This window comes from Thiothrix eikelboomii, from assembly GCF_900167255.1.
In the GTDB taxonomy this organism is placed as follows: Bacteria; Pseudomonadota; Gammaproteobacteria; order Thiotrichales; family Thiotrichaceae; genus Thiolinea; species Thiolinea eikelboomii.
Map to the genome: position 1 here is coordinate 1 of NZ_FUYB01000012.1, position 21645 is coordinate 21645.

The following is a 21645-nucleotide window of genomic DNA, read 5'->3' on the forward strand; positions in this document are numbered from 1 at the left end:
CACTTGGCTAAAAAAACGTTGCATCCGTCGATAGCGAGAGGCAATTTCTGTATCGCTGTCTATATGCACGGCCAACAAGCTCAGATTCATTTGACGCGCATTCAGCAGCGCCAGCAGCATTGATACAAAACAATCCAGACGGGGCTTGCCCCAACCTAAATAGGCTTTTAAACTGTCTCTCAGTCCATCGCTCAGATCCATTTCGCTCTCCTGTGTGGTAACTAGAGAGTAAAACATAGGGGCGATGGACTTTCATCTTTATAGGTAGTCAACTCACTAAATCAATGGGTTAAATGTTTTGTCGTGTACAGAGTTTTGCGGTTTCATGTAATGCGGCTTTAACGCCAGATATCAGCTCTTTCACGCTCAGTGCGGGTGGCTCTCAGACGGTGAAGATCAATGGTGCTGCAGGTGACACCACCAATTGTACCATCACTGAGACTATCGTACCCAACTTCACACCCAGTTGGACCAGCGACGACCGGAGCGGCTCTAGTGGTAATGGTAATGTTGTCACGCTGGAGCGTGCAAGTTTTAGCAATTTAGGCGACCCTGATGATATTGTTAATGTGGGTTTCACCAACACTTATGACAGCGCTACGTTCAATGTCAAACTCGGGCTGATTGCCAGTACGCCTGTTCCTGCTGCTCTAGCTGATTTTCCAGTCAAAGTAGTTTGCCAAAGCGGTACCGGCTTAACGACTACCACGGTCACTCGCTCGACAGGCGGGATAGTAGACGTAGGCAGCTTTAACTACACCGGCGGCAGCAGCATGGATTGTGAAGTTATTCCAGAGCTGACCGCTGCCCAACAAGCCGTGTTTATTGTGAAAAAAGGCGATACAACCAACCTCGATAATGGGCGGATGGTCGGCAATGTCGCGGCGACTCAGACCCAAGACAATGGCGCACAATTACTCGGAACTGATCTTAGCCCTAGAACCTTCTATGTGTTGCTAGAGTATGTACCTACAGGAGTCAATACCTTTAATGTCACTAAACTCGTACCAATACGAGCAGGGGCAGATACCGATGCAGCGCCTTTTGCACTCAGTGTCACCTGTGCTAACGGTAGTATCTATGCATTTGAGTTAAGTCATGGTCAAGTCGGTCAATTCCAGTATCCAAAAAATACTGCAATCGACTGTGCTATCTCTGAAACCTTAGTAGGTACCCAAGTCGGCCTGTATACCATCAAAAAAGGCGATACCTTCGGCCCGAATAATGGACGCATGCTGGATGGAAACTCCAATCTAGCAGCGATCAGTAGCGGTAGCGCCTGTGGTGAAGCCTTCGCCGCTGCGACCTTCTGTGTGAAAAATGTTCCCGGTGTTGATAGTGATGGGGACGGCCTTAGCGATACGGAAGAAGCAGCCTTAGGTACCAATCCGAATAATCCAGATACTGATGGTGATGGCGTCTCCGATAGTGAAGATCCCGATCCTTTGAATGCTCAAGTGGTCCCTGTGTTTGGTCCTTTAGGCTTATTAGCGGTGATTCTTGGTCTATTTTTGTTCGGCAAGCGTCGGAAGATACCTGCCTAAGACTTAAATTTGACCCATAGCTAGGGTTGCCCAAAGCTAGGAAGGCAGTTTACAAAGTATTTTGACTAGAGTACGATTCTGCCCCTACTGGAGAGGTGTCCGAGTGGTTGAAGGAGCACGCCTGGAAAGTGTGTATAGGTTAATAGCTTATCGCGGGTTCGAATCCCGCTCTCTCCGCCAAATTCAACACAAAAACCCCGCCCTTGCGGGGTTTTTTGTTTAGTATTGAGTGAGTTTAACTATAGAAAAACGCTTAATAGCAGAGTTAAACTGTGTAGTACTTATTTTGAATAGTTCCCACTCACTTTTGAAGCCCACGAATAACAGATTATGACTGACACGCCGCGAAAAACCTTAACCCTAAAGCGTAAGCTTCCCCCTGAATCGGTTACCGAATCAGCACCTAGCTCGTTAACCACTACGGGTGTTGAACCTATGACACGTGAAACACGGATCTTAGGTAAACGCATTATCATTCGCCACGAAGAAGTAAAATCGAATAAGCCTTCCTTCAATCACCAAGGTAAATTGGGTTCTACCAAACATAAAACTTCTCAGCCAAAAGATGCCCGACCTAAAGCGAATAAACCAGTAGAACCTAGTCCTTCTGAAACTCAAGCTAAAGCGATGGATCGTTTCTTAGCAGAGCGCTTTGAGGTATGGCTCAGTTATAAACCTTTAGCCTTAGGGGTTGAAGCTGATCTTTATCAGCTGATGGATCAAAACCAACCACCGGCCTCTAAGCGCGTTGTACAACGCTTATTACGCATGCACTGTAATCATGGTAAATATTTACAAGCGGTGATTGATGGTCAGCAGCGCTATACCTTAGTCGGTGAAACCTTAGGCGAAGTGAGTCAGACAGAGCGCGAGCATGCAAATCGCACGCTCAAGGAACATGAAGAGAAAAAAGCCCAACGTTAATGTTAATAGCGGTTGATGAGTTTAGTTTGCTGAGCTGACTAAGCTTCTCTTCAAGCTAAAAAGAATTAAAATAAAAAAGGCCGCATTAAATAATGCAGCCTTTTAAATAAGTGGCTCCCCGAACTGGGCTCGAACCAGTGACCTAATGATTAACAGTCATGTGCTCTACCAACTGAGCTATCGGGGAACAGCCGAGGCGCGTATTCTCACAAAAAACGGGGTTGGGCGTCAAGCACTTTTTTTGCAGCTTGTTTAAAGATTTGTGCATCAGCGTTGGGCTGATGCATCTGCTCACTTAGATAGCGCCGCCATTGCCTTGCTCCTGGTAAACCTTGAAATAAACCTAAAATAGGCCGCCCCATATAACTTACACGTACACCTTGTGCCTCTTGCTGTTCAATATAAATCAAAAAATCCTCTAGCACGGCATAACGATCCACAGCGGTAGGTATACTGCCATAAATTGCTTGGTCTACTTCTGCTAATAGCCACGGATTGTGATAGGCTTCACGCCCCACCATAACGCCATCCACTTGCTGGAGATGCGTTTGGCAAGCACTTAAGGAAGTAATGCCCCCATTGATAATAATTTCCAAATCAGGAAAGGCCTGCTTCATTTGATACACCAACTCATAGCGCAGCGGTGGAAGTTCACGATTCTCTTTTGGGCTTAAGCCTTTCAACCAAGCTTTGCGGGCATGGACAATAAAAGTTTTACAACCCGCTGCGGCCACGGTGCTAATAAAATCATACAAACCACCATAATCGTCTTGATCATCAATCCCAATCCGATGTTTAACGGTGATTGGAATAGCGACCTTGGCCTGCATAGTTGCGACACAATCCGCGATTAATAGCGGTTCAGCCATCAGACAAGCACCAAAAGCGCCTTTTTGGACTCGTTCACTCGGGCAACCCACATTGATATTGACTTCATCGTAGCCAAAATCAGCCGCCATTGTTGCACACGCGGCTAGCTCCTGCGGCTCACTCCCCCCGAGCTGCAAAGCCAAGGGATGCTCTTCTCGATTAAAGCTTAAGTAACGCTGCGCTTGCCCATGCAAAATTGCCCCCGTGGTAATCATTTCGGTATATAAAACAGCCTGCTTAGTCAGCAAACGGTGAAAATAGCGACAATGGCGATCCGTCCAATCCAGCATGGGGGCTACACAAAATAATCTTTTCATTTAAAAACAGTAATTTATAAAAAATAAAACAAAGTCTTAATTCTAACTAACGTCTCACAAACCGCACAACCTGATCAAATAAGACGACGATTTAAAACTCAGATACCACCGTCAAATAGCAGTAAATCGGCGGTTCAGGCTAGTCGCGTTATCTTTATCTGTAATCAGTAATAAAAAAATAAAGGGGCTTCTTATGTGGGATCTGGCGATTAATTTTGTTATTGGGCTAGTCGTTATTGGTATTCCAAGTTATGTGTTTTATCGCGTCGGGATTGATGCTGGCATTGAGCGTGGTGTACGTCGTCAATTATTACGTGAACTGACCCTCAGCGGTATTGTTGAGATGGCAGACACCAAATCACCTCACCGCCAACCGCATTCTCCAGCTTAAACGCTGACCGGCTGACAATAGGGGCAATACCAAGTTGAGCGTTGCCCCTGACGAATTTGCTGGATCAAACTAGCACAGGCAGTACAAACTTGTTGAGTTCGTCCATAAACCTGTAACTCAATTTGAAAATACCCTGTCTGCCCATCCTCACGCACAAAATCGCGTAAAGTTGTTCCGCCTTGCACAATCGCCCGCTCGAGCACGGTTTTGATCGCCACAACCAGCCGTTGTAATTCCGGCAAACTGAGTTGCCCTGCCGCCCGGCGCGGATTAATCCTAGCCATAAATAAGGCTTCATTGGCATAGATATTACCCACACCAACAACGATATGCGCATTCATAATGAATTCTTTGATACTGACTTGTCGTCTTGCGGCACGCGCTAATAAATACTCAGCGGTGAATTCATCCGTCAGAGGTTCAAGCCCTAAATTGGCTAGTAGCGGATGTAACTCACCACAACCGGCCCATAAGACTACCCCAAAGCGCCGTGGATCACGCAAACGCAAGGCTTTAGCATTGGTGAGGACTAAATCAAAATGATCATGTTTGTCGGCCACTAAATCGGCGGCACAAATCCGCAGGCTGCCCGACATCCCTAAATGCAATAAGGCTGTCCCCTGTACAGTTTCTAACAACAAATACTTTCCACGGCGCTGAACAGCTTCAATGACAGCGCCTTGGAGTCGATGAATTTCACTAGATACCGGCCAGCGCAATTTAGGCTGGCGCACAATCAATTGTTGGATACGCTGCCCAAGTAAATGGGGCGCGATTCCTCGGCGGGTAGTTTCAACCTCGGGTAATTCAGGCATCTAAAAATGAAACTTAAGCTTTAAAATCAATGGGTGACTCAGCACGTGTTTGGGCGGCACGAGCCTCCTGTTCAAGCTTTAAGCGTTTTTCACAAGGTTTCTTACAACCACACTGTTTGCCATCTTCACCCATTAAATTAGCAATACCGCCGCAGCTGCCTTTCAAGGTTTCTTTATTAAAAAACCAACTAATCGCTAGGGCTGCAAAGGCCAATAGAAAGACTGCAAAAGCAATTAGAAATACCATCATGCTTAGCCTCCAAAATCATCGAACATAATATTTTCTGGTTCGACACCCAAATTGATCAATAGGTTAGTGACCGAAGAATTCATCATTGGTGGTCCACAGAGGTAATACTCACAATCTTCGGGCGCAGGATGATTTTTCAAGTAGTTTTCATATAAAACATTGTGAATAAAGCCGGTATAGCCCGTCCAATTATCCTCAGGGAGCGGATCAGACAAGCCCATAAACCAAGTAAAATTCGGATTCTCTGCCGCTAGTTGATCAAACTCTTCAACATAAAAAGCTTCACGCAAACTACGCGCCCCATACCAAAAGGTCATTTTGCGTTGGCTTTTGAGACGGCGCAATTGATCATAAATATGTGAGCGCATCGGCGCCATACCCGCACCACCACCGATAAAGACCATTTCTTTGTCCGTGTCTCTAGCAAAGAACTCGCCAAAAGGTCCTGATACGGTGACTTGATCACCCGGCTTCAGATTAAAAATATACGAAGACATTTTTCCTGCTGGCACATTTTTCCCCGGAGGGGGGGAAGCAATCCGCACATTCAGCATAATGATCTCATCTTCCTCAGGATAACTGGCCATCGAATAAGCCCGCATCACTGGCTCAGTCACCTTAGACCGAATATCCCACATCTGATATTTGTCCCAGTCACCTCGGTATTCTTCTGGAATATCAAATTCAGAATACTGAAGCTCATAAGGAGGGCATTCAATTTGAATATACCCACCCGCTTTAAAATGAATACTCTCACCCGGAGGTAGATCTAAAATCAGCTCTTTAATAAAGGTGGCACAATTTTCATTTGAGCGTACTGTACACAGCCATTTTTTAACGCCGAATACCTCATCCGATACTTCGACTTTCATATTCTGTTTAACTGCAACTTGACAAGCTAGACGCTCACAGGCTGCTGCTTCACGGCGGTTAATATGCCCTTCCTCAGTTGGCAATAAAGTACCACCACCTTCAAAAACCTTGACCCGACATTGACCACAAGTCCCACCACCACCACAAGCAGAGGATATAAATAAGCCTTTATCAGCCAGTGCACCTAAAAGCTTACCGCCCGGACTGACTACTAAATCTTTTTCCCCATTGACTAAAATATGCACATCACCTTGCGCCACGAGGCGTTGACGTGCCATTAAAATCACATACACCAAGCCTAGGATCATTAAAATAAACAGGGCTACGCCTAATAAAATAGTAGTCATGCTTATGCTCCTATAATTGGATGCCAGAGAAAGACATAAAGCCGAGCGACATTAGTCCCACCGTGATGAAGATAATACCCAAGCCCTGTAGCCCTTGCGGTACATCACTGTATTTTAAGCGCTCACGGACACCTGCGAGGACAGTGATCGCTAACATCCAACTGAAGCCGCTACCAAAACCGTACACGACACTTTCTGTGAACGTATAATCGCGTTCGACCATAAATAAAGTACCGCCTAAAATTGCACAGTTCACCGTAATCAGGGGCAGGAAAATCCCTAAAGCCTGATGCAAAGCAGGTGCAAATTTATCCATTGCCATTTCCAAGACTTGCACAATCGCCGCAATAATCGCGATATAACTAATTAGCCCCAGAAAACGCAGATCAACTCCTTCAATCAGAGCGTTTTCCTTTAAAAACACATTGAGAATGATATTGTTCACGGGCAGCGTAATGGCTTGCACAATCACCACCGCAATACCCAAGCCGATGGCTGTTTCTATCTTTTTGGAAATCGCAATAAACGTACACATGCCCAAAAAGAAGGTGAGTGCCATGTTTTCAATGAAAACTGATTTAACAAATAAACTCAGTAAACCTTCCATGATTAGTGATACCCCCCTTTGGCAGGCTCATGAATCCTAAACTCAGCGGCTTCCTTTTGTTCTGGTTTTTTAGTTCGTAACACCCAAATTAAAATCCCAATCAGGAAAAATGCACTCGGCGGTAACAACAATAAACCATTAGGCACATACCAGCCCCCATCTTTTAATAGCGGAATCAGCGGATAACCAAATAACGAACCTGCTCCAAACAATTCACGCACAAAGGCCACTGACATCAGAATTAAGCTATAACCTAAGCCATTCCCAATCCCATCAAGGAAGCTAATCCCCGGAGGATTCTGCATAGCAAAAGCTTCCGCCCGCCCCATCACGATGCAGTTAGTAATAATTAAACCCACAAATACCGACAAGCGTTTAGAGGTATCAAAGGCATAAGCACGTAAAATTTGATCTACGACAATGACTAAAGACGCAATAATCGTCATCTGCACAATAATCCGAATACTGCTTGGAGTATGGTTACGCACCGTACTGATGAACATATTTGAGAAGGCCGTCACTAGCGTTAAACTGAGTGACATCAACAAAGCGGTATTCATGGAACTGGTCACAGCTAACGCTGAACAAATGCCTAGAATTTGTAAAGTGATTGGATTATTGTCAAATAAAGGTCCTAGCAGAACCTTACGAGTTTCAGTATTCATGCTCCACCTCCTTGACGTATTTTTTGTAGATAGGGGCCAAAGCCATCAGGACCTACCCAAAAGTGTACTAAGTTATTCACACCATTACTGGTTAAAGTAGCGCCGGATAAGGCATCAATATCATAAACAGCACGGGGATCACTCTCAGCAACCGGGCTTTTGGTTACACGAATCGCGATCTCACCTTGTTCATCAAAAATCTTTTTGCCCACCCATTGTGCTTTCCAATTGGGGTTATCAACTTCCCCACCTAAGCCCGGAGTTTCTGCATGCTCATAAAAGCCTAAACCGACCACTGTATTGGCATCACCTTGTAAGGCTAAAAAACCATACAGAGTCGACCACAAGCCATAGCCAGAAATCGGCAGAATAATTTTTTCTAACTGACCTTGTGCATCTTTCACTAAATACACAGTGGCATACTTAGCACGCCGCCTGATCGAAGCAATATCTTGCTCTTTAGTCAGCACCACATTTTGCTTCGGGTCAACAGCTGCTGCCCGTGCGTCATAGGTCTTAGGGTCAATATCATCAACATACTCACCCGTTTGCAAATCGACAACCTTCGCTTCAACTTGCTGAAAGGCCTCATCGACAGACATACCATCTTTCGCCAAATCCGCAATGGCGACTATATTCCGCTGTTTATCCAGTTGCTTATTTTTGTCTTGGACTGGCTTAAGCAAGACAGCCGCTGACGATACTGCAATTGAACAGATCAAGCATAAAACGAAAGCCACAATAAAGGTTTTTTTCCGACTATCATTCGGTAGGGCTAAAACTTCGCTGATTGCACTCATGCCTTCACCTCCGCAGATCCTAGTTGACGCTTCAGACGGCGCTTAATATTCACTTTCATCACCGCATAATCAATCAACGGAGCAAACATATTGCCAAACAAAATGGCTAACATCATACCTTCAGGGAAGGCTGGATTGACCACACGAATCAGAATCACCATAAAGCCGATCAAGACCCCAAACCACCAACGCCCTGCATTCGTATGCGCGGCTGTGACTGGATCAGTCGCCATAAACATCATCCCGAATGCAAAGCCACCCAACACCAAATGCCACCACCAAGGCATTGCAAACATAGGATTGGTATCGCTGCCAATCGTATTCAGCAAAATCGTGGTCATAATCATGCCGAATAACACACCCGAGACAATTCGCCAGTTCGCAATCCCCGTATACAGTAGAAAAGCACCACCGATGAAAATGGCCAAAGCGGAAGTTTCACCAATCGAACCCGGCTCTAAACCAATGAAGGCATCCCACCAAGTTAAACCACTGTCATAGATCCCTGCCATCCCGCTTGCAGCACCTACTGATAAAGCCGTTGCTCCAGAATAACCATCAACCGCGACCCAAACCAAATCACCGGACATATACGCAGGATAGGCAAAGAATAAAAAAGCACGACCCGCTAGTGCTGGATTGATAAAATTCTTCCCCGTACCCCCGAATACTTCTTTACCGATGATAACCCCGAACAAAATCCCCGCGCCCACCATCCATAACGGAGTGGCCGGTGGCAAGGTCAAGGTATAAAGAATCGAAGTAACAAAAAAGCCCTCATTCACTTCATGCCCACGCACCAAAGCGAAGATCACTTCAGCAATCCCACCTACAATAAAAGTGGTCATATAAATGGGTAAAAAATACAAAAGACCGTGAAAGAAATTGTCAAAGAAGCTATTCGGATCAAAACCAAATAAGCTTTGAATAGAACCGCGCCAACCTTCGGCTTGTTCTAAACCCATCGACTGCAAGGCCAAATTCGCTTGCAAACCGGTGTTATAACAGGCCATAAACATAACCGGAAAAGTCGCCAGCCACACATAACCCATCACCCGCTTTAAATCTAAAGCATCCCGCACATGCGGTGAGCTCGTTGTTCGATTCGGTGGGCTATACAGCAAAGTATCAACCATTTCATAGAGGCTAAAATACTTCTCGTATTTCCCGCCGGGCATAAAATCCGGTTCACGTTGATCCAGCCACCTACGCAAATTTTTTATCATCGCTTATTCCCCTCTTTCCAACATGCGTAAGCAATCGCGTAACGCAGAACCATATTCATACTTGCTATGACAGACAAAAGTGCAAAGGGCTAGATCCTCTTCATCTAACTCTAAAGCACCTAGCTGTTGAGCCATGACGGTATCGCGCACTAATAAAGAACGCAGTAATTGAGTAGCCAAAATATCTAAAGGCATCACGGCTTCGTAATTACCTAAGGGTACCATCGCACGATGACTACCATTTTGCGTGCTGGTCATGGAGAATTGCTGTTTATCTAAACCCGGCTTTAAAAATACTTTCAACATTGAGTATTGAGCTAGCCACGGATTCAACCAATGTAAGAATACCCGCTCTTGCTCCTCAGAAATGGCTGACACTTGTAGGTCATAACGCCCTAAATACGCCTCAGCTTCTTTAGCCGTATGCCCACCAAGCACTGAGCCAGAGATCACACGATACTTGCCTGCGACTAACTCACCACTCACCAAACCATCGGTATTCGCGCCTAAACGAGTCCGAATCAGACGCGGCTTTTTTACCGCCGGCCCCGCCAAAGCAATCACACGCTCAACAAACAAGTGCCCTGTAGTGAATAACTTACCGATCGCAATTACATCTTGGTAATTGATATGCCAAACCGAACGCTGCTCATTGACTGCCTCTAAAAAGTGGATATGTGTACCTGGTAAGCCTGCTGGATGCACACCCGCAAAATCTTTATATATCACATTCGCACTCGTGATTTTTGGGGGGGTATAGCCTGATTCATGGCAGACATAAACAATAGGACTTAAGCGGGCAAGGATCGTTAAGCCCTGCTGAAAAGCTTCTGCATATTCAGCCAAAATAAGTTTAGGATCAGCGGCCAAAGGACGAGTGTCCATCGCCGTGACAAAAATAGCTGCCGGTTTAGCATTAGCTTCTGGTACATAACTATAAGGCCGCGTGCGAAAGCTGATCCATTGCCCAGAATCTTGCAATTTTTGGCGGATGGTAGCTTCATCTAGCTCAGCTAATTTGTCCGGGCTATGTGCACCAAAATCGACAAACGCTTCTTCCGTTGCGACTTGTAAGACGACTGAAATCAAGACACGCTTGTCACCACGATTAATGGCTTTCACAATGCCTGCGCAAGGGGCTGTAAAATTGACACCCTCATGTTTACGGTGTGAAAACAGAATTTGCCCTGCTTTAACTACATCGCCTTCTTTGACTTGCAGTGCAGGTTTTAATTCATGGAAATCACGCCCTAATACGGCGAGAGTAGTCGGCTTTGGATGATCATAGATTTTTTGTTCTGGTTGCCCAGAAATAGGTATATCTAGACCTTTGGTGATTTTCATGTTGACTACCTTATTATTTGCAGTGGTGGTATATAGAGCAGCTTGGATCAGTTTGAGCCAATTTTCAAATCAACAAGCCGCCTACTCAAAGCTTGTCTAACTTCGAGGGTAAACTGCAATTGCTTAGCTAAAACCCTAGATACACCATAGATGCACAGGGTGGGTTGAAAACAGCTGTAAATATTACGTTGTATTCAGGTCACTTACAACGTGAACAACCGCTATTTTGGCGCAGTCTCTAAGCCTGTTTTTGCAGGAAACAACTGAGCCGCTTGCGAGATTGGCAAAACATAAGCGACTTGCTTAGTCACATCCCCAAGCACCAATTCATCCTTTAAATTAAGAATCAGCAGCTCTTTGCGCTCAGTTACACCCTGCTGGGTTGTACTGCTAAGAATCACTTTCTGCAGATCAGGGGTAATAGCTTGAGGATCTAAGGCATCTAAACGGATAGCCTGCGCTGTCTTCCAAGCTGACACCAGCTGTGGCGACTCAGCAAAACCTGCCGGTAATTGTACCGCTGTTAATTGGAAGGTGGCGGGTACTAATTGGAGAGAAATAAAATTAACCCAAGCCTCAGTTAATAAACTATAAATCGTCTCATTGACTAACTGAATCTGCTCACCATTCAGAATATAACGGTAATTAGAGACTGGATTCGTGTCACCCAAGACTAATTCATTGCCATTAAAACTAATCATTCGTTGACGTGGCTCTAGGCCATAACGGGTCAAATCTTTATTTGCGCGGGGATAGCTCGCTTCGACTTTTTCATCCAATAAAGTCACTAACTGGCGCAGCTTAATTGGATTAGCCTCTGCAAGCACAGGCTGAACCAAAGACCATTGCTCACCATCCCGTTTCAACACTAACTGACTCACGCCCCCCTCGTCTTGGCGCTCCACCACAATCGAATTGAGGTCTGCTAACGTCAATGGCAACAACCGAGTCGATTGCGTTTGTTGCGCACGCTGTTGTAATTGCCACCCGACTAAACCAGCCAAGCCCAGAACGATGACCAGCAAAACCAAATTTAAGCCAAAACGGCGCATGGCTACACTTAAACTTGCCATCCGTTATCTGCTCCGCCGTCTAAACCAAATCAACGCCCCCAAACTGATTAAACTCAAAGGCAATACGATCAGGAAGAAACTCGCTAAGATAAAACTACTGGTCTCACTCAGCGTAAATTGGGTATCGGGTGCACGATTGGTTTGAATCGCTAGCAGCTTATCGTCGGCACTGAGCCAGTTAAAAATATGCGTGGCTAACTCTAGATTTACACCTTGACCAATAAAACTATTGATTAAGAAATCACTATCGCCGATGACAACCACTCGCTGTTGCCGTTCCTGTTTGGCGTTAGCAAGTTCAGTGGTCGGTGACTCTTCAGGCTGTTCCAATAAGCGAGTAAGCGTGAATCCAATAGAAATAGGCCCCAACACATCGCCTTTATCCTCCTCATAAGTCACTGCACCATCAATGGTGCCAGATTCTAGCCAACTATTAGGCAGAGTCGTCAATAATTCCTCAGTCTGCCAAACTAAAGACTGCTGATTTTCAACCGGACTTTGCTCTATCATGGTTGAGAATGGAAATAAGCTTTGTGAGCCTGTCAGCTTCTCAGCAATCGGTGAGCGCCCATAATCAACCACGGGTACAACCGCAGGATGACTAACCCCTAATACTGCATGGAGCTGTTCATTAGCATCGAGCACTGTACCTTCACTTACTTTTAAACCCAGCAAATCAGCCAGCGGTTTTAACCCCTTTAAGCCACCGGGGTCTTGTAGCCATAACAGATTCCCACCTTGCTCAAGGTAGTTTTTAATCACCTCCACTTCACCCGTCAATAACTCTTTTTGCGGTGAAGCAATGACTAGAAAGCGGGCATTATCTGGAATTGACTGAGTACGTACCAAATTATGTGGCTGCACCTTAAAACCACTGCGCTCTAGACTTGTTATGAACTGCGACAAGCCATTCGAGGTCTCCGCTAAGGGATCACGCTCACCATGCCCTTCCAAAAACACCACTAACCGTTCTGCACCTCGGCTCATCCGTTGAATGGCATTCGCAATGACTGATTCAGTGGTTTGCTCGATGACTTCACTGCGTTCCCCTAAATGAATCACCATTTGCCCCGCATACTGGATACCATCTTGTTTGGCACGTACTGGCTCAAGATCAGGGTTGACGAACTCCAACTTAATATCGGGCTTAACCCGCTGATACTTAGCGACTAACTTCCGCAATTGCTCCTGCAGCATGGCATCCTCAGGGATATAAGCTACAAAGTTAAGGGGTTGATCGGTCTGCTCTAACAGTCTGCGTGTAGCTTCTGTCAGACTATTACGATTCCCATAGGTCCAATCTGCTTGAAAATGAAACTCACGACTTAAAAAGCCAAGTAAGCCCAAGATAATTAAGAATAAAAGATAAAAAATCGCATTCTGTACACCCAAGATGCGATGCACAGTTTTAGTCATTTTCATGGAGTTACCTTTGCAAACGTTCGTTATCTAATTTACGGATCGTCAGCAGTAAAAAACTGATGATAAACAACAGGTAATACATTAAATCACTGCTATCAAATAAGCCTTCTAAAAAGGATAGAAAATGCCCAAAGTGAGATAAATAAATAAATAACTCACTGCCTGCCCCTTGAGAATTACCCGAAATATAAAGCACCATCAAAAACAATAACAAGCCAAAGGTACTTACAGCGGCAATAATGGGTTGACGAGTTAACGACGAGAGAAATAAACCTGCGGCTGCAAAGGAAGCCAGCAATAAAAATAAACCTAATATCGCTGCTGCTAACTTACCCCAATCTAAATCTGTCCCTAGGGACAAAGACAGCGGCATCAGTGTCAACATAGCGATCATAGTCATGATCAGCAGTAGCAAGCCGACATATTTACCCAACACAATTTGACTGATCGAAATCGGTGCGGTCGTGAGCAAAGCTAAAGTCTGATTCATTCGTTCCTCAGCCAATAAGCGCATGGTCAGCACAGGCATGACCGCCAACATAATCACACCAGCCCACAGATAGAGAGCCGATACGACTAAATCACTTAAACCCGGTGCATTCTCACGCCCCACCATCGCGGGTTGGATTTGCGTCACATACTCATTCAAACCCAATAAAAAGACCCAAGCCAAGATAAATTGCACCACCGCCAAGACACTCCAAGCTAACGGCGAAATGAAGAGGCGACGAAACTCGGTAGAGGCGATAATCCAAATCATCTTCATGCATCACCCCCCTCATCTGCAAAGGCTGGATCATCTTGATACACTAAATCAAAGAACACCTGCTCTAAAGAGGTGATACCCTTGAGTGAATCATTAAACACAGTGCGCCCCCGATTCAAAATTTGCACTCGATCACAGACTGCCTGTACTTCAGGTAAAATATGGGTAGACAGAATGACACTATGCTCTTGACCCAATTCACGAATCAACTTGCGAATCTCACGCATTTGTAAAGGATCTAATCCAACCGTTGGCTCATCTAAAATAACCACAGCGGGGCTGTGTAAAATAGCTTGCGCAATTCCGACTCGCTGCTTGTAGCCTTTGGATAAATGAGCGATCAGGCGATTTTGCACCTCATTTAAACTGCAACGTTCACGGGCTAAACTGATCGCCTGAGTCCGTACTGCACCACCTAGACCATGCAGTTTGGCGCAATACTCCAAATACTCATTCACCGTCAGATCTCGATAAACAGGCGGCTGCTCCGGTAAATACCCCAAATGTCGTTTGGCTTGACGTGGCTCTTCCAATAAATCAATTCCATTAATGTGAATCGAGCCAGTGGTGGGCGCAAGATTACCCGTCAGCATCTGCATCGTCGTCGATTTACCTGCACCATTAGGTCCTAACAAACCTAACACCTCTCCTTTTTGTAATTGTAAATTAAGGTTTTCCACGGCAGGTTGATGATTGTAATCACGTGACAGCCCTTCGGCTGCTAGCAAAATGCTTGATTCCATTAGGCTTAATACTCCTATTTGATGACTCATTCTCGTTAGATACTGACACAAGCCCGTGGCTTATTGGCTACCTAAACCTCAGTTCAAGCCTAGGCCGCATTTGTAAACTAATTACAAAAAAAAGCAATTGACGGGAACAACTGAGAGCCTTAACCTAAAAATAATTAATCTTCTGGTAACTTTTGATCATGCCGCTCACCCAAACCATTGAACGTCAGTGGTATTTACTAACGAGTAAACCCTTTAAAGATGAACTGGCAGAAATTGAACTGAGTAAACAAGGTTACGAAGTTTATCGTCCCTTGGCTCAGCGCCTGCGCAAGCAGCGAGGCAAACTCGTTAAAAAAACCGAATCCTTATTTCCCCGCTATCTGTTTATTGCCTTGAGTGAATTAGCGGATAATTGGGCACCTATTCGCTCCACAAAGGGTGTCAGTCAGTTTGTACGCTTTGGCCTACAGACGGCAATTGTGCCGACCGAACTGGTTCTTAATCTAAAACAGCATGAGCAGGCGCTCAGCGAGCGGGCGATTGATTTAGATCGCTTCCATCAAGGTGATGTAGTCATTCTGACAGAAGGTCCCTTCCGTGGCCTGAATGGAGTTTTCATGAGCTACGATGGGGAAGAGCGAGCCATTATCCTGTTGGAAATCCTCCACAAGCAAACTAAGCTCGCTATTTCTCCAGCCAAGCTGTTGGCAGCTTAGCAAGGTTTCTGTGGTTAAATAGCTACAAAAGTTGATCTTTAATATCCCCATAACCTATACTCTAACTACCTAAAATAAATATTGATGCCCGAAAACTTACAATGACATCCAGAAAATTTCTTTTCTTACAGGGTGTCGCGACTCCTTTTTTTCGAAAATTAGGGGAAGCGATTCAAGAAAATGGATACGAAGTATTTCGGGTCAATTTTTGTGGGGGTGATCGTTGGTTTAGTCCGAGCAAAAACACTTGGCGTTTTAGTGCCACTTTAGAACAACTCCCCGCATGGTTAGAAGAAAAACACCAACAGCATCGTTTTACCGATGTCATATTGTTTGGTGATACTCGTCCTATACATCTACAGGCTCTACCTCTGTTCAAACGCTTAGGCTTAAGCATCCATGTTTACGAAGAAGGCTATTTCCGCCCAGACTGGATCACCTTAGAGCAAAATGGCGTCAATGGTCATTCACGATTGCTCTGTAAAGATCCCGCGTTTTGGCAACAGCAGCCCGTTGAAAAACTAAAAACTGCGCATCCTATTGGCAAAAACTTCCTGCCTAGAGCTTGGCATGATGCCTGCTATCGACTCGCTAATGCCAGTTTCAGCCCTGCCTATCCCCATTATCAAACTCACCGCCCGTTTAAAGCTTATCGTGAATATCTCGGCTGGGCTCAGCGGATGCCGACCAATAAGCTATGGCGTGAGCATTGGGAAAAAACCAAGATTCAGCGGCTGATTGCCTCAAACCGAGCTTATTATTTACTGCCCTTGCAATTAGATTCAGATGCACAAATTCGGGTGCATTCCCCTTTTGTGAGTGTTCAGCAGATGATCGTGACTGTGATGGCATCATTTGCTAAGTTTGCCCCGGCAGATAGTGTACTGGTTATTAAAAATCATCCTTTGGATACTGGGCTGCTCAAACACAGCAAGAAGGTGCGGCAAGTCGCTAAAACCTTAAACATCAGTGAGCGGGTCTTATTTTTAGAAACTGGGCATCTACCCACTTTACTACAACACACCAAAGGCACCGTGCTCGTGAATAGCACAACAGGTACTTCAGCCTTGCATCATGGATCACCGACTATTGCTTTAGGTACTGCACTATTTGATATTCCGGGCTTAACGTTTCAAGAGGGTTTAGATCGGTTTTGGCAAGAAGGCCGTCCTGCCGATCAAGCGCTCTTTAGCCAATTCCGCCAACGTGTCATTCAAGAAACCCAAATTAATGGCGACTTTTATTCGTACAAAGGGATTCAGTTAGCCATTGCAGGTAGTCTAGCGGCCATGCAAATCACCCCACAAACACCTAAAACCGCACCGATACTGACACCGATACCAACCCCTATTGTTGCACCTGCCAAGCTGATTTATGGCGGCAAACTCCCTGAAACCAGTTATCTTTATAAAGAGCGCTAATTCGCTATGACTCGCACCATTCTCATTACAGGCGCTAGTAATGGCTTAGGCGCAGCTCTCGCACGCCATTATGCCGCTCCTGAAACTTATTTAGCTCTGATCGGGCGCGATCAAGCCCGTTTAGCCGAAGTCAGCCAAGCCTGTCAAGCTCAAGGGGCTAAAGTGTATATAGCGAGTATCAGTGTGACCGATAAGCAGGCGCTTAAACAATGGCTGGAGGATTTTGATACTCAATACCCGATTGATCTCGCCATTGCTAATGCGGGGATAACCCATATGTTAAGTCCGCAAGGCGCTGGTGAAAGTATCGACGCGATTGAACAGGTACTTGATACCAATCTTTATGGGCTGATTTATACCCTACACCCCTTAATTGAACGCATGCGTGCACGCCGACGTGGGCAACTAGCAATCGTTAGCTCGTTAGCCGCTTGGCGTGGAATGCCAATCACACCGGCTTATTGTGCGAGTAAAGCAGCGGTAAAAGCGTGGGGAGAAGCCCTGCGTGGCTGGCTAGCAGCGGAAGGCGTTCAGGTGAATGTGATCTGCCCCGGTTTTGTCAAAACGGATTTGAGTGATCAATTTCCTGGTAAACGACCGACGATGATTTCTGCTGAGCAAGCAGCCACTCGGATTGCAAACGGCTTAAAACGTAACCAAGCGGTGATTGCTTTTCCCTTTCCACTCACTTGGGGAATGTGGTTGGTTGCTGTGCTGCCTTTTCCGCTGGCTTCTTATTGCTTGGGGTTATTTGGCTATAATCGGCCACGTACTCCCAAACCAGTTCGCTAATTCACAAGCCATGCTCAGCCTCCTGTTCGCTTATGGACTCACAGGCTTCCTCATACAACAAGCTCAGACTTATGGCCTTGCCACCGAATTAGCACCTGCTAACAGAACACCTACCGTTTGGTTGATTCAAGCGGCCTTAGTGACCCTGATCTTCAGTTTGGTCTTAGTTGTCAGCTATCGCCCCTACTTTGCAGGTCTGATTAGCTTGGCGCTTGCTGCTATTATTTTAGTCGTGAATCAAGCTAAATATAAGGCCTTAGCAGAACCCTTAGTTTTTTCTGATATTTATCTTTATTTACAGGTTTTTACTCATCCAAGATTATTCTTACCTTTTTTAAACTTACCTCTAGTGATTGCAGCTACCGTGATCGGCTTAACACTGTTGGCTACTGCCCTGATTTTAGAGCCTAGCCTCGGCCTGCCCCGCTTTAGTTTTAGTTTGTTCTTAGTCGGCTTAATCCTCGGCTCACTGGCTGTTATCACTCAACAAGCTGCCTTGATTAAGCTAAGCTTTGATCCGCACACTGACATCAAAAACCTCGGGTTATTTAATAGCCTAATCATTTACTACCTACAGGCTAGACAACAGCAGCATTTAAGTCAGCTCAAACAAATCATTCAGACTGAATCACCCTATACAAGAACAACTCAAGAGTCGCTGACTCAACCTAATCTGATTATTATTCAGAGTGAATCTTTTTTTGATCCTCGCCCCCTAAGTACTGCCATTAAGCCTAACTTATTACAATACTTCGATGCTCTTAAACTAAGCGCTTTACAACACGGTAAATTAACTGTACCAGCTTGGGGCGCGAATACTTTACGTACTGAATATGCCTTCTTAAGTGGTATCAATAACCAAAAGCTCCAGTACTATCGCTTTAATCCCTATCAATTTCTACAAACTGACCCCTCACCTAGCCTTGTTAGCTATTTAAAAAACCAAGGTTATCGCTGTGTATGCATACATCCAAATCACTCACTTTTTTTCAAGCGTAACCGCGTATTTCCTTTACTAGGCTTTGATGAATTTATTGATATTCAGGCATTTGATCTTAAGCAAACTGCAGGGCCTTATATCAGTGATCAAGCCGTTGCTATTAAAATCCAAGCTTTATTAAATGCAAAAGATGACTCTCGACCGCTATTTATCTTTGCGATTACAATGGAAAATCACGGCCCTCTACACTTAGAGTCTTATGCAGAACCGGATTTAGCCGAGCTTTATTGCACCCCCCCTCCAAAACAACATCATGATCTAACCGTTTATTTGAAACATTTAAAAAATGCTGATCGTATGTTGGCGGATTTAACGACTTATTTGACCACTCAAGCCAAGGCTTCTGTCTTGTGCTGGTATGGAGATCATGTACCGAGCCTACCAGCGGTCTATCAAGCGCTAAACTATCAGGATGGGCGTAGTCATTATTTAGTGTGGAGCAATCAAGATAATCAAGCCGTTAACACTCTAGTTCAGCAGCACGATTTAAGCATTGAACAATTAGGTACTGAGCTATTAACCTTAGCAGGTGTATGGCCACCATTAAACCCTTAAGTACTCAGCTGAGCTTTAGCAGGTTTAAGTGATTAGGTATAACGAATGAATGCTAGATATTCGCGCCAACGAAAATAACGACGTTGCTGACGAAATTGTTTAGTCGCCAACGGATTAGGCCATGAATCATATCCACCTACCGACGTTTGCGCACGGCCTGCTGTTTCCGCTGTCAACTGTTGAATTTGCCTCACTGCACTCATCGCCCCTAGCTTGAACAATTTTAAATTTAAGCTAAATAATGTATCTCGTGGACGAATACTCAATTTGCTTTGCTCTAAAATTGCTCCATGATCAAATTGCTCGTCTTGTTTATGTACGGTGACACCAGTTTCTCGAACTTGCTTAAGCAAAGCATAAAAAGCCGGATCAACGCCTTTAAAAGCAGGAAGCAAAGAGGGATGAATATTCAAACACCCGTATTGAGGTAGGGCTAAAACCTCCAACTTAAGCAATTGATTAAAATGAGCAGATAAGAGTAAATCAGGTTGCAAAGCCTTTAAAAACTCGATACTCGCAGTCGAATTAATATCCGTGGTTTCAAGCAGCGGTATCTGCTGAGCCATTAATTGCTGCTTGAATCGAGGCTTACCAAATACCCAAGCTAACCCACGATAAAGATACGTAATTGCAAATAAATAGGCAGCATAGCGCAAACCCGATAGTTGAATTTGCCGCAGACTCGCCCGCCACTGACTATCAGATTTATTTAAGATGCGCGTCGAGCTAACCACCCCCACTAAGTCCAGATCTTCAGCTTTCAGTAGCTCTTTAAGTACTAGATCCGAATAAGCACTGGGATAGGTGCAAAAAATAACTCGCCGCGCAGGAGACACTATTGTTTAGCCGCCATGACTTCAGCAAGAGTTTCCACTGTGTATTTAATCTGCTCAGCGGTATGACTGGTGCTAATGAAGAAGCGTAACCGCGCCATGCCTTCTTCTACTGCAGGATAGAAAATCGGTTGTACATTAATCCCACGATCGAACATTCGATTAGCCACTAAACCTGCCCGCGCAGAACTCCCTAAAATAGCGGGAACGACCGCTAAACCCGCGCTATAACCAGTATCAATGTGATGCTTTTGACACAGCTCTAAAAATAAGCGCCCATTAGCTTGTAGCTGCTGCACACGCTCAGGCTCAGCTAGCATCAGCTTCAATGAAGCAGTAGAGGCTGCCGCTAAAGGTGGCGACATGCCCACACTATACAGAAAACCGGGAGCAGATATTCTTAGGTGATGCACTAAGGCTTTTTCCCCAGCAATATAACCACCACAGCCCGATAAGGTCTTGCTGAGGGTTCCCATCCAAATATCTACATCTTTACCCGCGACACCGAAATGCTCGCGAATACCACGCCCCGTCGCGCCCATAATACCCAGAGAATGTGCCTCATCCACCATCAAGAAAGCTTTATGTCGCCGTTTCAGTTCAATAAAGCGCGGTAAATCAGGAAAATCCCCGTCCATGCTATAGATACCTTCCACCACAATCAGCACGCGCTCAAAATCTTTACGCTGTTGGGTCAGAATCTCATCGACGGCTTGCCAATCGTTATGAGGGAAAGGAATACGTTTCGCCCCCGAGAGTTGCGCACCTTGTACCGCACTATTATGAATCAAGGCATCATGCAGAATTAGATCACGTGGGCCAAATAAATAGCCAATGGTCGTCACATTAGTGGCATGCCCACTGACAAAGGCAACACAATCATCCACTTCATACACAGCCGCTAAAGCTTGTTCTAATTCTTGTTGCACCGCCCGCTCACCTGAAACCATCCGACTGGCTGAGGCTGACGTGCCATAGCACTGAATCGCAGCCACCGCCGCTTGATTCACTACCGGATGACCACAGAGGTCTAAATAATTATAGCTGGCAAAATTGATATACTCTTTACCCTCAATGAAGGTCGTCGAGCCGGCAACTTGATCATGGGTTTTGAAGAAAGGGCTATCAATCCCTAATTGCTTACCACCTTGCTCAATCACCCGAATTTGTTGATAACCGGGCATTTGATCAAAACGATAAAAAGCTTCTGGAATTTCATCACGGCGGAATAATTTTTTCTTATTGGGATAGCCTTCTTGAGCGATTTTATCGAGTTTTTTCCGATGTCGCTCTAGCATTTCATTGGCTAGCCGTTCTTTAATCTGATCGCTCAGACCAAATAGATTCCGACCTGTCATGG

22 protein-coding genes, 2 tRNA genes and 1 pseudogene are annotated in these 21645 nt (G+C 45.2%); 8 read left to right on the plus strand and 17 right to left on the minus strand.

The genetic code is table 11. The features are described from left to right. Positions 1-201, minus strand: a pseudogene (locus B5D50_RS12045) (hypothetical protein); the annotation flags it as partial. A 92-nt stretch (positions 202-293) separates the two neighbouring features. Between B5D50_RS12045 and B5D50_RS12050 the strand changes: the two are divergent. The 3 genes from B5D50_RS12050 to B5D50_RS12060 all read left to right on the plus strand — a co-directional run bounded on the left by B5D50_RS12050 (position 294) and on the right by B5D50_RS12060 (position 2468). Next, positions 294-1544, plus strand: a complete 1251-nt coding sequence (locus B5D50_RS12050; protein ID WP_078922895.1) for a DUF5979 domain-containing protein — start codon at positions 294-296, stop codon at positions 1542-1544. Between the two features lie 89 nt (positions 1545-1633). Further along, positions 1634-1724: transfer RNA gene (locus B5D50_RS12055), tRNA-Ser, on the plus strand. A 150-nt stretch (positions 1725-1874) separates the two neighbouring features. After that, positions 1875-2468, plus strand: coding sequence for a ProQ/FINO family protein (locus B5D50_RS12060; protein WP_078922896.1), 594 nt, complete (start codon positions 1875-1877; stop codon positions 2466-2468). 111 nt (positions 2469-2579) lie between these two features. On the opposite strand, the gene B5D50_RS12065 is transcribed toward B5D50_RS12060, so the two are convergent. Both B5D50_RS12065 and dusA read right to left on the minus strand, forming a co-directional pair. After that, positions 2580-2655: transfer RNA gene (locus tag B5D50_RS12065), tRNA-Asn, on the minus strand. A gap of 19 nt (positions 2656-2674) precedes the next feature. Continuing rightward, the gene (gene dusA / locus B5D50_RS12070; protein ID WP_078922897.1) at positions 2675-3655 is read right to left on the minus strand and encodes a tRNA dihydrouridine(20/20a) synthase DusA; all 981 of its coding nucleotides are present in this window, start codon (positions 3653-3655) and stop codon (positions 2675-2677) included. Positions 3656-3848: 193 nt separating this feature from the next. On the opposite strand from dusA, the gene B5D50_RS12075 reads away from it, so the two are divergent. Then, positions 3849-4046, plus strand: coding sequence for a hypothetical protein (locus B5D50_RS12075; protein ID WP_078922898.1), 198 nt, complete (start codon positions 3849-3851; stop codon positions 4044-4046). Here the strand turns inward: B5D50_RS12075 and mutM are convergent. From mutM to B5D50_RS12135, 12 genes are all read right to left on the minus strand, one after another. Further along, on the minus strand, positions 4043-4861 hold the full coding sequence (gene mutM / locus B5D50_RS12080; RefSeq protein WP_078922899.1) for a bifunctional DNA-formamidopyrimidine glycosylase/DNA-(apurinic or apyrimidinic site) lyase: 819 nt from the start codon (positions 4859-4861) through the stop codon (positions 4043-4045). The two genes, B5D50_RS12075 and mutM, sit on opposite strands and share 4 nt — an antisense overlap. A 13-nt stretch (positions 4862-4874) precedes the next feature. Beyond that, positions 4875-5111 (minus strand): (Na+)-NQR maturation NqrM, encoded by a 237-nt coding sequence (gene nqrM / locus B5D50_RS12085; protein ID WP_078922900.1) that lies wholly within the window; start codon positions 5109-5111, stop codon positions 4875-4877. Positions 5112-5113: 2 nt separating this feature from the next. Then, on the minus strand, positions 5114-6331 hold the full coding sequence (nqrF, locus tag B5D50_RS12090; protein WP_078922901.1) for an NADH:ubiquinone reductase (Na(+)-transporting) subunit F: 1218 nt from the start codon (positions 6329-6331) through the stop codon (positions 5114-5116). A 10-nt stretch (positions 6332-6341) separates the two neighbouring features. After that, positions 6342-6938: an NADH:ubiquinone reductase (Na(+)-transporting) subunit E gene (nqrE, locus tag B5D50_RS12095; RefSeq protein WP_078922902.1), complete on the minus strand. Its 597-nt coding sequence runs from the start codon at positions 6936-6938 to the stop codon at positions 6342-6344. Between the two features lie 2 nt (positions 6939-6940). Continuing rightward, positions 6941-7603, minus strand: coding sequence for an NADH:ubiquinone reductase (Na(+)-transporting) subunit D (locus B5D50_RS12100; RefSeq protein WP_078922903.1), 663 nt, complete (start codon positions 7601-7603; stop codon positions 6941-6943). Next, positions 7600-8403 (minus strand): Na(+)-translocating NADH-quinone reductase subunit C, encoded by an 804-nt coding sequence (locus B5D50_RS12105; RefSeq protein ID WP_078922904.1) that lies wholly within the window; start codon positions 8401-8403, stop codon positions 7600-7602. Before B5D50_RS12105 ends, B5D50_RS12100 begins: the two co-directional genes overlap by 4 nt. Then, positions 8400-9626 carry an NADH:ubiquinone reductase (Na(+)-transporting) subunit B gene (locus B5D50_RS12110; RefSeq protein WP_234975871.1) on the minus strand — a complete coding sequence of 409 codons (1227 nt, stop codon included), beginning with the start codon at positions 9624-9626 and terminating at the stop codon, positions 8400-8402. Before B5D50_RS12110 ends, B5D50_RS12105 begins: the two co-directional genes overlap by 4 nt. Positions 9627-9632: 6 nt before the next feature. Beyond that, entirely contained in the window at positions 9633-10973 is a 1341-nt protein-coding gene (locus tag B5D50_RS12115) for a Na(+)-translocating NADH-quinone reductase subunit A (RefSeq protein WP_078922906.1), read from the minus strand. Between the two features lie 221 nt (positions 10974-11194). Continuing rightward, a complete protein-coding gene (locus tag B5D50_RS12120; RefSeq protein ID WP_078922907.1) occupies positions 11195-12046 on the minus strand; it encodes a DUF4340 domain-containing protein in 852 nt (283 codons plus the stop codon). Positions 12047-12049: 3 nt separating this feature from the next. Then, a complete protein-coding gene (locus tag B5D50_RS12125; protein ID WP_078922908.1) occupies positions 12050-13468 on the minus strand; it encodes a GldG family protein in 1419 nt (472 codons plus the stop codon). 4 nt (positions 13469-13472) lie between these two features. Next, on the minus strand, positions 13473-14234 hold the full coding sequence (locus B5D50_RS12130) for an ABC transporter permease subunit (RefSeq protein ID WP_078922909.1): 762 nt from the start codon (positions 14232-14234) through the stop codon (positions 13473-13475). Continuing rightward, a complete protein-coding gene (locus tag B5D50_RS12135; RefSeq protein ID WP_143594349.1) occupies positions 14231-14977 on the minus strand; it encodes an ABC transporter ATP-binding protein in 747 nt (248 codons plus the stop codon). Before B5D50_RS12135 ends, B5D50_RS12130 begins: the two co-directional genes overlap by 4 nt. A gap of 188 nt (positions 14978-15165) precedes the next feature. On the opposite strand from B5D50_RS12135, the gene rfaH reads away from it, so the two are divergent. The 4 genes from rfaH (at position 15166) to B5D50_RS12155 (ending at position 19452) form a co-directional block, all read left to right on the plus strand. Next, positions 15166-15684 (plus strand): transcription/translation regulatory transformer protein RfaH, encoded by a 519-nt coding sequence (gene rfaH, locus B5D50_RS12140; RefSeq protein WP_078922910.1) that lies wholly within the window; start codon positions 15166-15168, stop codon positions 15682-15684. Between the two features lie 101 nt (positions 15685-15785). Further along, positions 15786-17105, plus strand: a complete 1320-nt coding sequence (locus tag B5D50_RS12145; protein WP_078922911.1) for a capsule biosynthesis protein — start codon at positions 15786-15788, stop codon at positions 17103-17105. A gap of 6 nt (positions 17106-17111) precedes the next feature. After that, positions 17112-17897 (plus strand): SDR family NAD(P)-dependent oxidoreductase, encoded by a 786-nt coding sequence (locus B5D50_RS12150; protein WP_078922912.1) that lies wholly within the window; start codon positions 17112-17114, stop codon positions 17895-17897. A 10-nt stretch (positions 17898-17907) separates the two neighbouring features. Continuing rightward, a complete protein-coding gene (locus B5D50_RS12155; RefSeq protein ID WP_078922913.1) occupies positions 17908-19452 on the plus strand; it encodes an LTA synthase family protein in 1545 nt (514 codons plus the stop codon). Positions 19453-19484: 32 nt separating this feature from the next. Here B5D50_RS12155 and B5D50_RS12160 read toward each other — a convergent pair whose 3' ends face one another. Beyond that, a complete protein-coding gene (locus B5D50_RS12160) occupies positions 19485-20288 on the minus strand; it encodes a formyl transferase (RefSeq protein ID WP_078922914.1) in 804 nt (267 codons plus the stop codon). Beyond that, entirely contained in the window at positions 20288-21643 is a 1356-nt protein-coding gene (locus tag B5D50_RS12165; RefSeq protein ID WP_078922915.1) for an aminotransferase class I/II-fold pyridoxal phosphate-dependent enzyme, read from the minus strand. Before B5D50_RS12165 ends, B5D50_RS12160 begins: the two co-directional genes overlap by 1 nt. Positions 21644-21645: the final 2 nt, after the last annotated feature.

What these genes read in the sequence shown, in the direction of transcription:
- B5D50_RS12050 (WP_078922895.1), top strand. Translation starts at nt 294, where the DNA reads ATGTTTTGTCGTGTACAGAGTTTTGCGGTTTCATGTAATGCGGCTTTA.
- B5D50_RS12060 (WP_078922896.1), top strand. Translation starts at nt 1,875, where the DNA reads ATGACTGACACGCCGCGAAAAACCTTAACCCTAAAGCGTAAGCTTCCC.
- dusA (WP_078922897.1), bottom strand. Translation starts at nt 3,655, where the DNA reads ATGAAAAGATTATTTTGTGTAGCCCCCATGCTGGATTGGACGGATCGC.
- B5D50_RS12075 (WP_078922898.1), top strand. Translation starts at nt 3,849, where the DNA reads ATGTGGGATCTGGCGATTAATTTTGTTATTGGGCTAGTCGTTATTGGT.
- mutM (WP_078922899.1), bottom strand. Translation starts at nt 4,861, where the DNA reads ATGCCTGAATTACCCGAGGTTGAAACTACCCGCCGAGGAATCGCGCCC.
- nqrM (WP_078922900.1), bottom strand. Translation starts at nt 5,111, where the DNA reads ATGATGGTATTTCTAATTGCTTTTGCAGTCTTTCTATTGGCCTTTGCA.
- nqrF (WP_078922901.1), bottom strand. Translation starts at nt 6,331, where the DNA reads ATGACTACTATTTTATTAGGCGTAGCCCTGTTTATTTTAATGATCCTA.
- nqrE (WP_078922902.1), bottom strand. Translation starts at nt 6,938, where the DNA reads ATGGAAGGTTTACTGAGTTTATTTGTTAAATCAGTTTTCATTGAAAAC.
- B5D50_RS12100 (WP_078922903.1), bottom strand. Translation starts at nt 7,603, where the DNA reads ATGAATACTGAAACTCGTAAGGTTCTGCTAGGACCTTTATTTGACAAT.
- B5D50_RS12105 (WP_078922904.1), bottom strand. Translation starts at nt 8,403, where the DNA reads ATGAGTGCAATCAGCGAAGTTTTAGCCCTACCGAATGATAGTCGGAAA.
- B5D50_RS12115 (WP_078922906.1), bottom strand. Translation starts at nt 10,973, where the DNA reads ATGAAAATCACCAAAGGTCTAGATATACCTATTTCTGGGCAACCAGAA.
- B5D50_RS12120 (WP_078922907.1), bottom strand. Translation starts at nt 12,046, where the DNA reads ATGGCAAGTTTAAGTGTAGCCATGCGCCGTTTTGGCTTAAATTTGGTT.
- B5D50_RS12125 (WP_078922908.1), bottom strand. Translation starts at nt 13,468, where the DNA reads ATGAAAATGACTAAAACTGTGCATCGCATCTTGGGTGTACAGAATGCG.
- B5D50_RS12130 (WP_078922909.1), bottom strand. Translation starts at nt 14,234, where the DNA reads ATGAAGATGATTTGGATTATCGCCTCTACCGAGTTTCGTCGCCTCTTC.
- B5D50_RS12135 (WP_143594349.1), bottom strand. Translation starts at nt 14,977, where the DNA reads ATGGAATCAAGCATTTTGCTAGCAGCCGAAGGGCTGTCACGTGATTAC.
- rfaH (WP_078922910.1), top strand. Translation starts at nt 15,166, where the DNA reads ATGCCGCTCACCCAAACCATTGAACGTCAGTGGTATTTACTAACGAGT.
- B5D50_RS12145 (WP_078922911.1), top strand. Translation starts at nt 15,786, where the DNA reads ATGACATCCAGAAAATTTCTTTTCTTACAGGGTGTCGCGACTCCTTTT.
- B5D50_RS12150 (WP_078922912.1), top strand. Translation starts at nt 17,112, where the DNA reads ATGACTCGCACCATTCTCATTACAGGCGCTAGTAATGGCTTAGGCGCA.
- B5D50_RS12155 (WP_078922913.1), top strand. Translation starts at nt 17,908, where the DNA reads ATGCTCAGCCTCCTGTTCGCTTATGGACTCACAGGCTTCCTCATACAA.
- B5D50_RS12165 (WP_078922915.1), bottom strand. Translation starts at nt 21,643, where the DNA reads ATGACAGGTCGGAATCTATTTGGTCTGAGCGATCAGATTAAAGAACGG.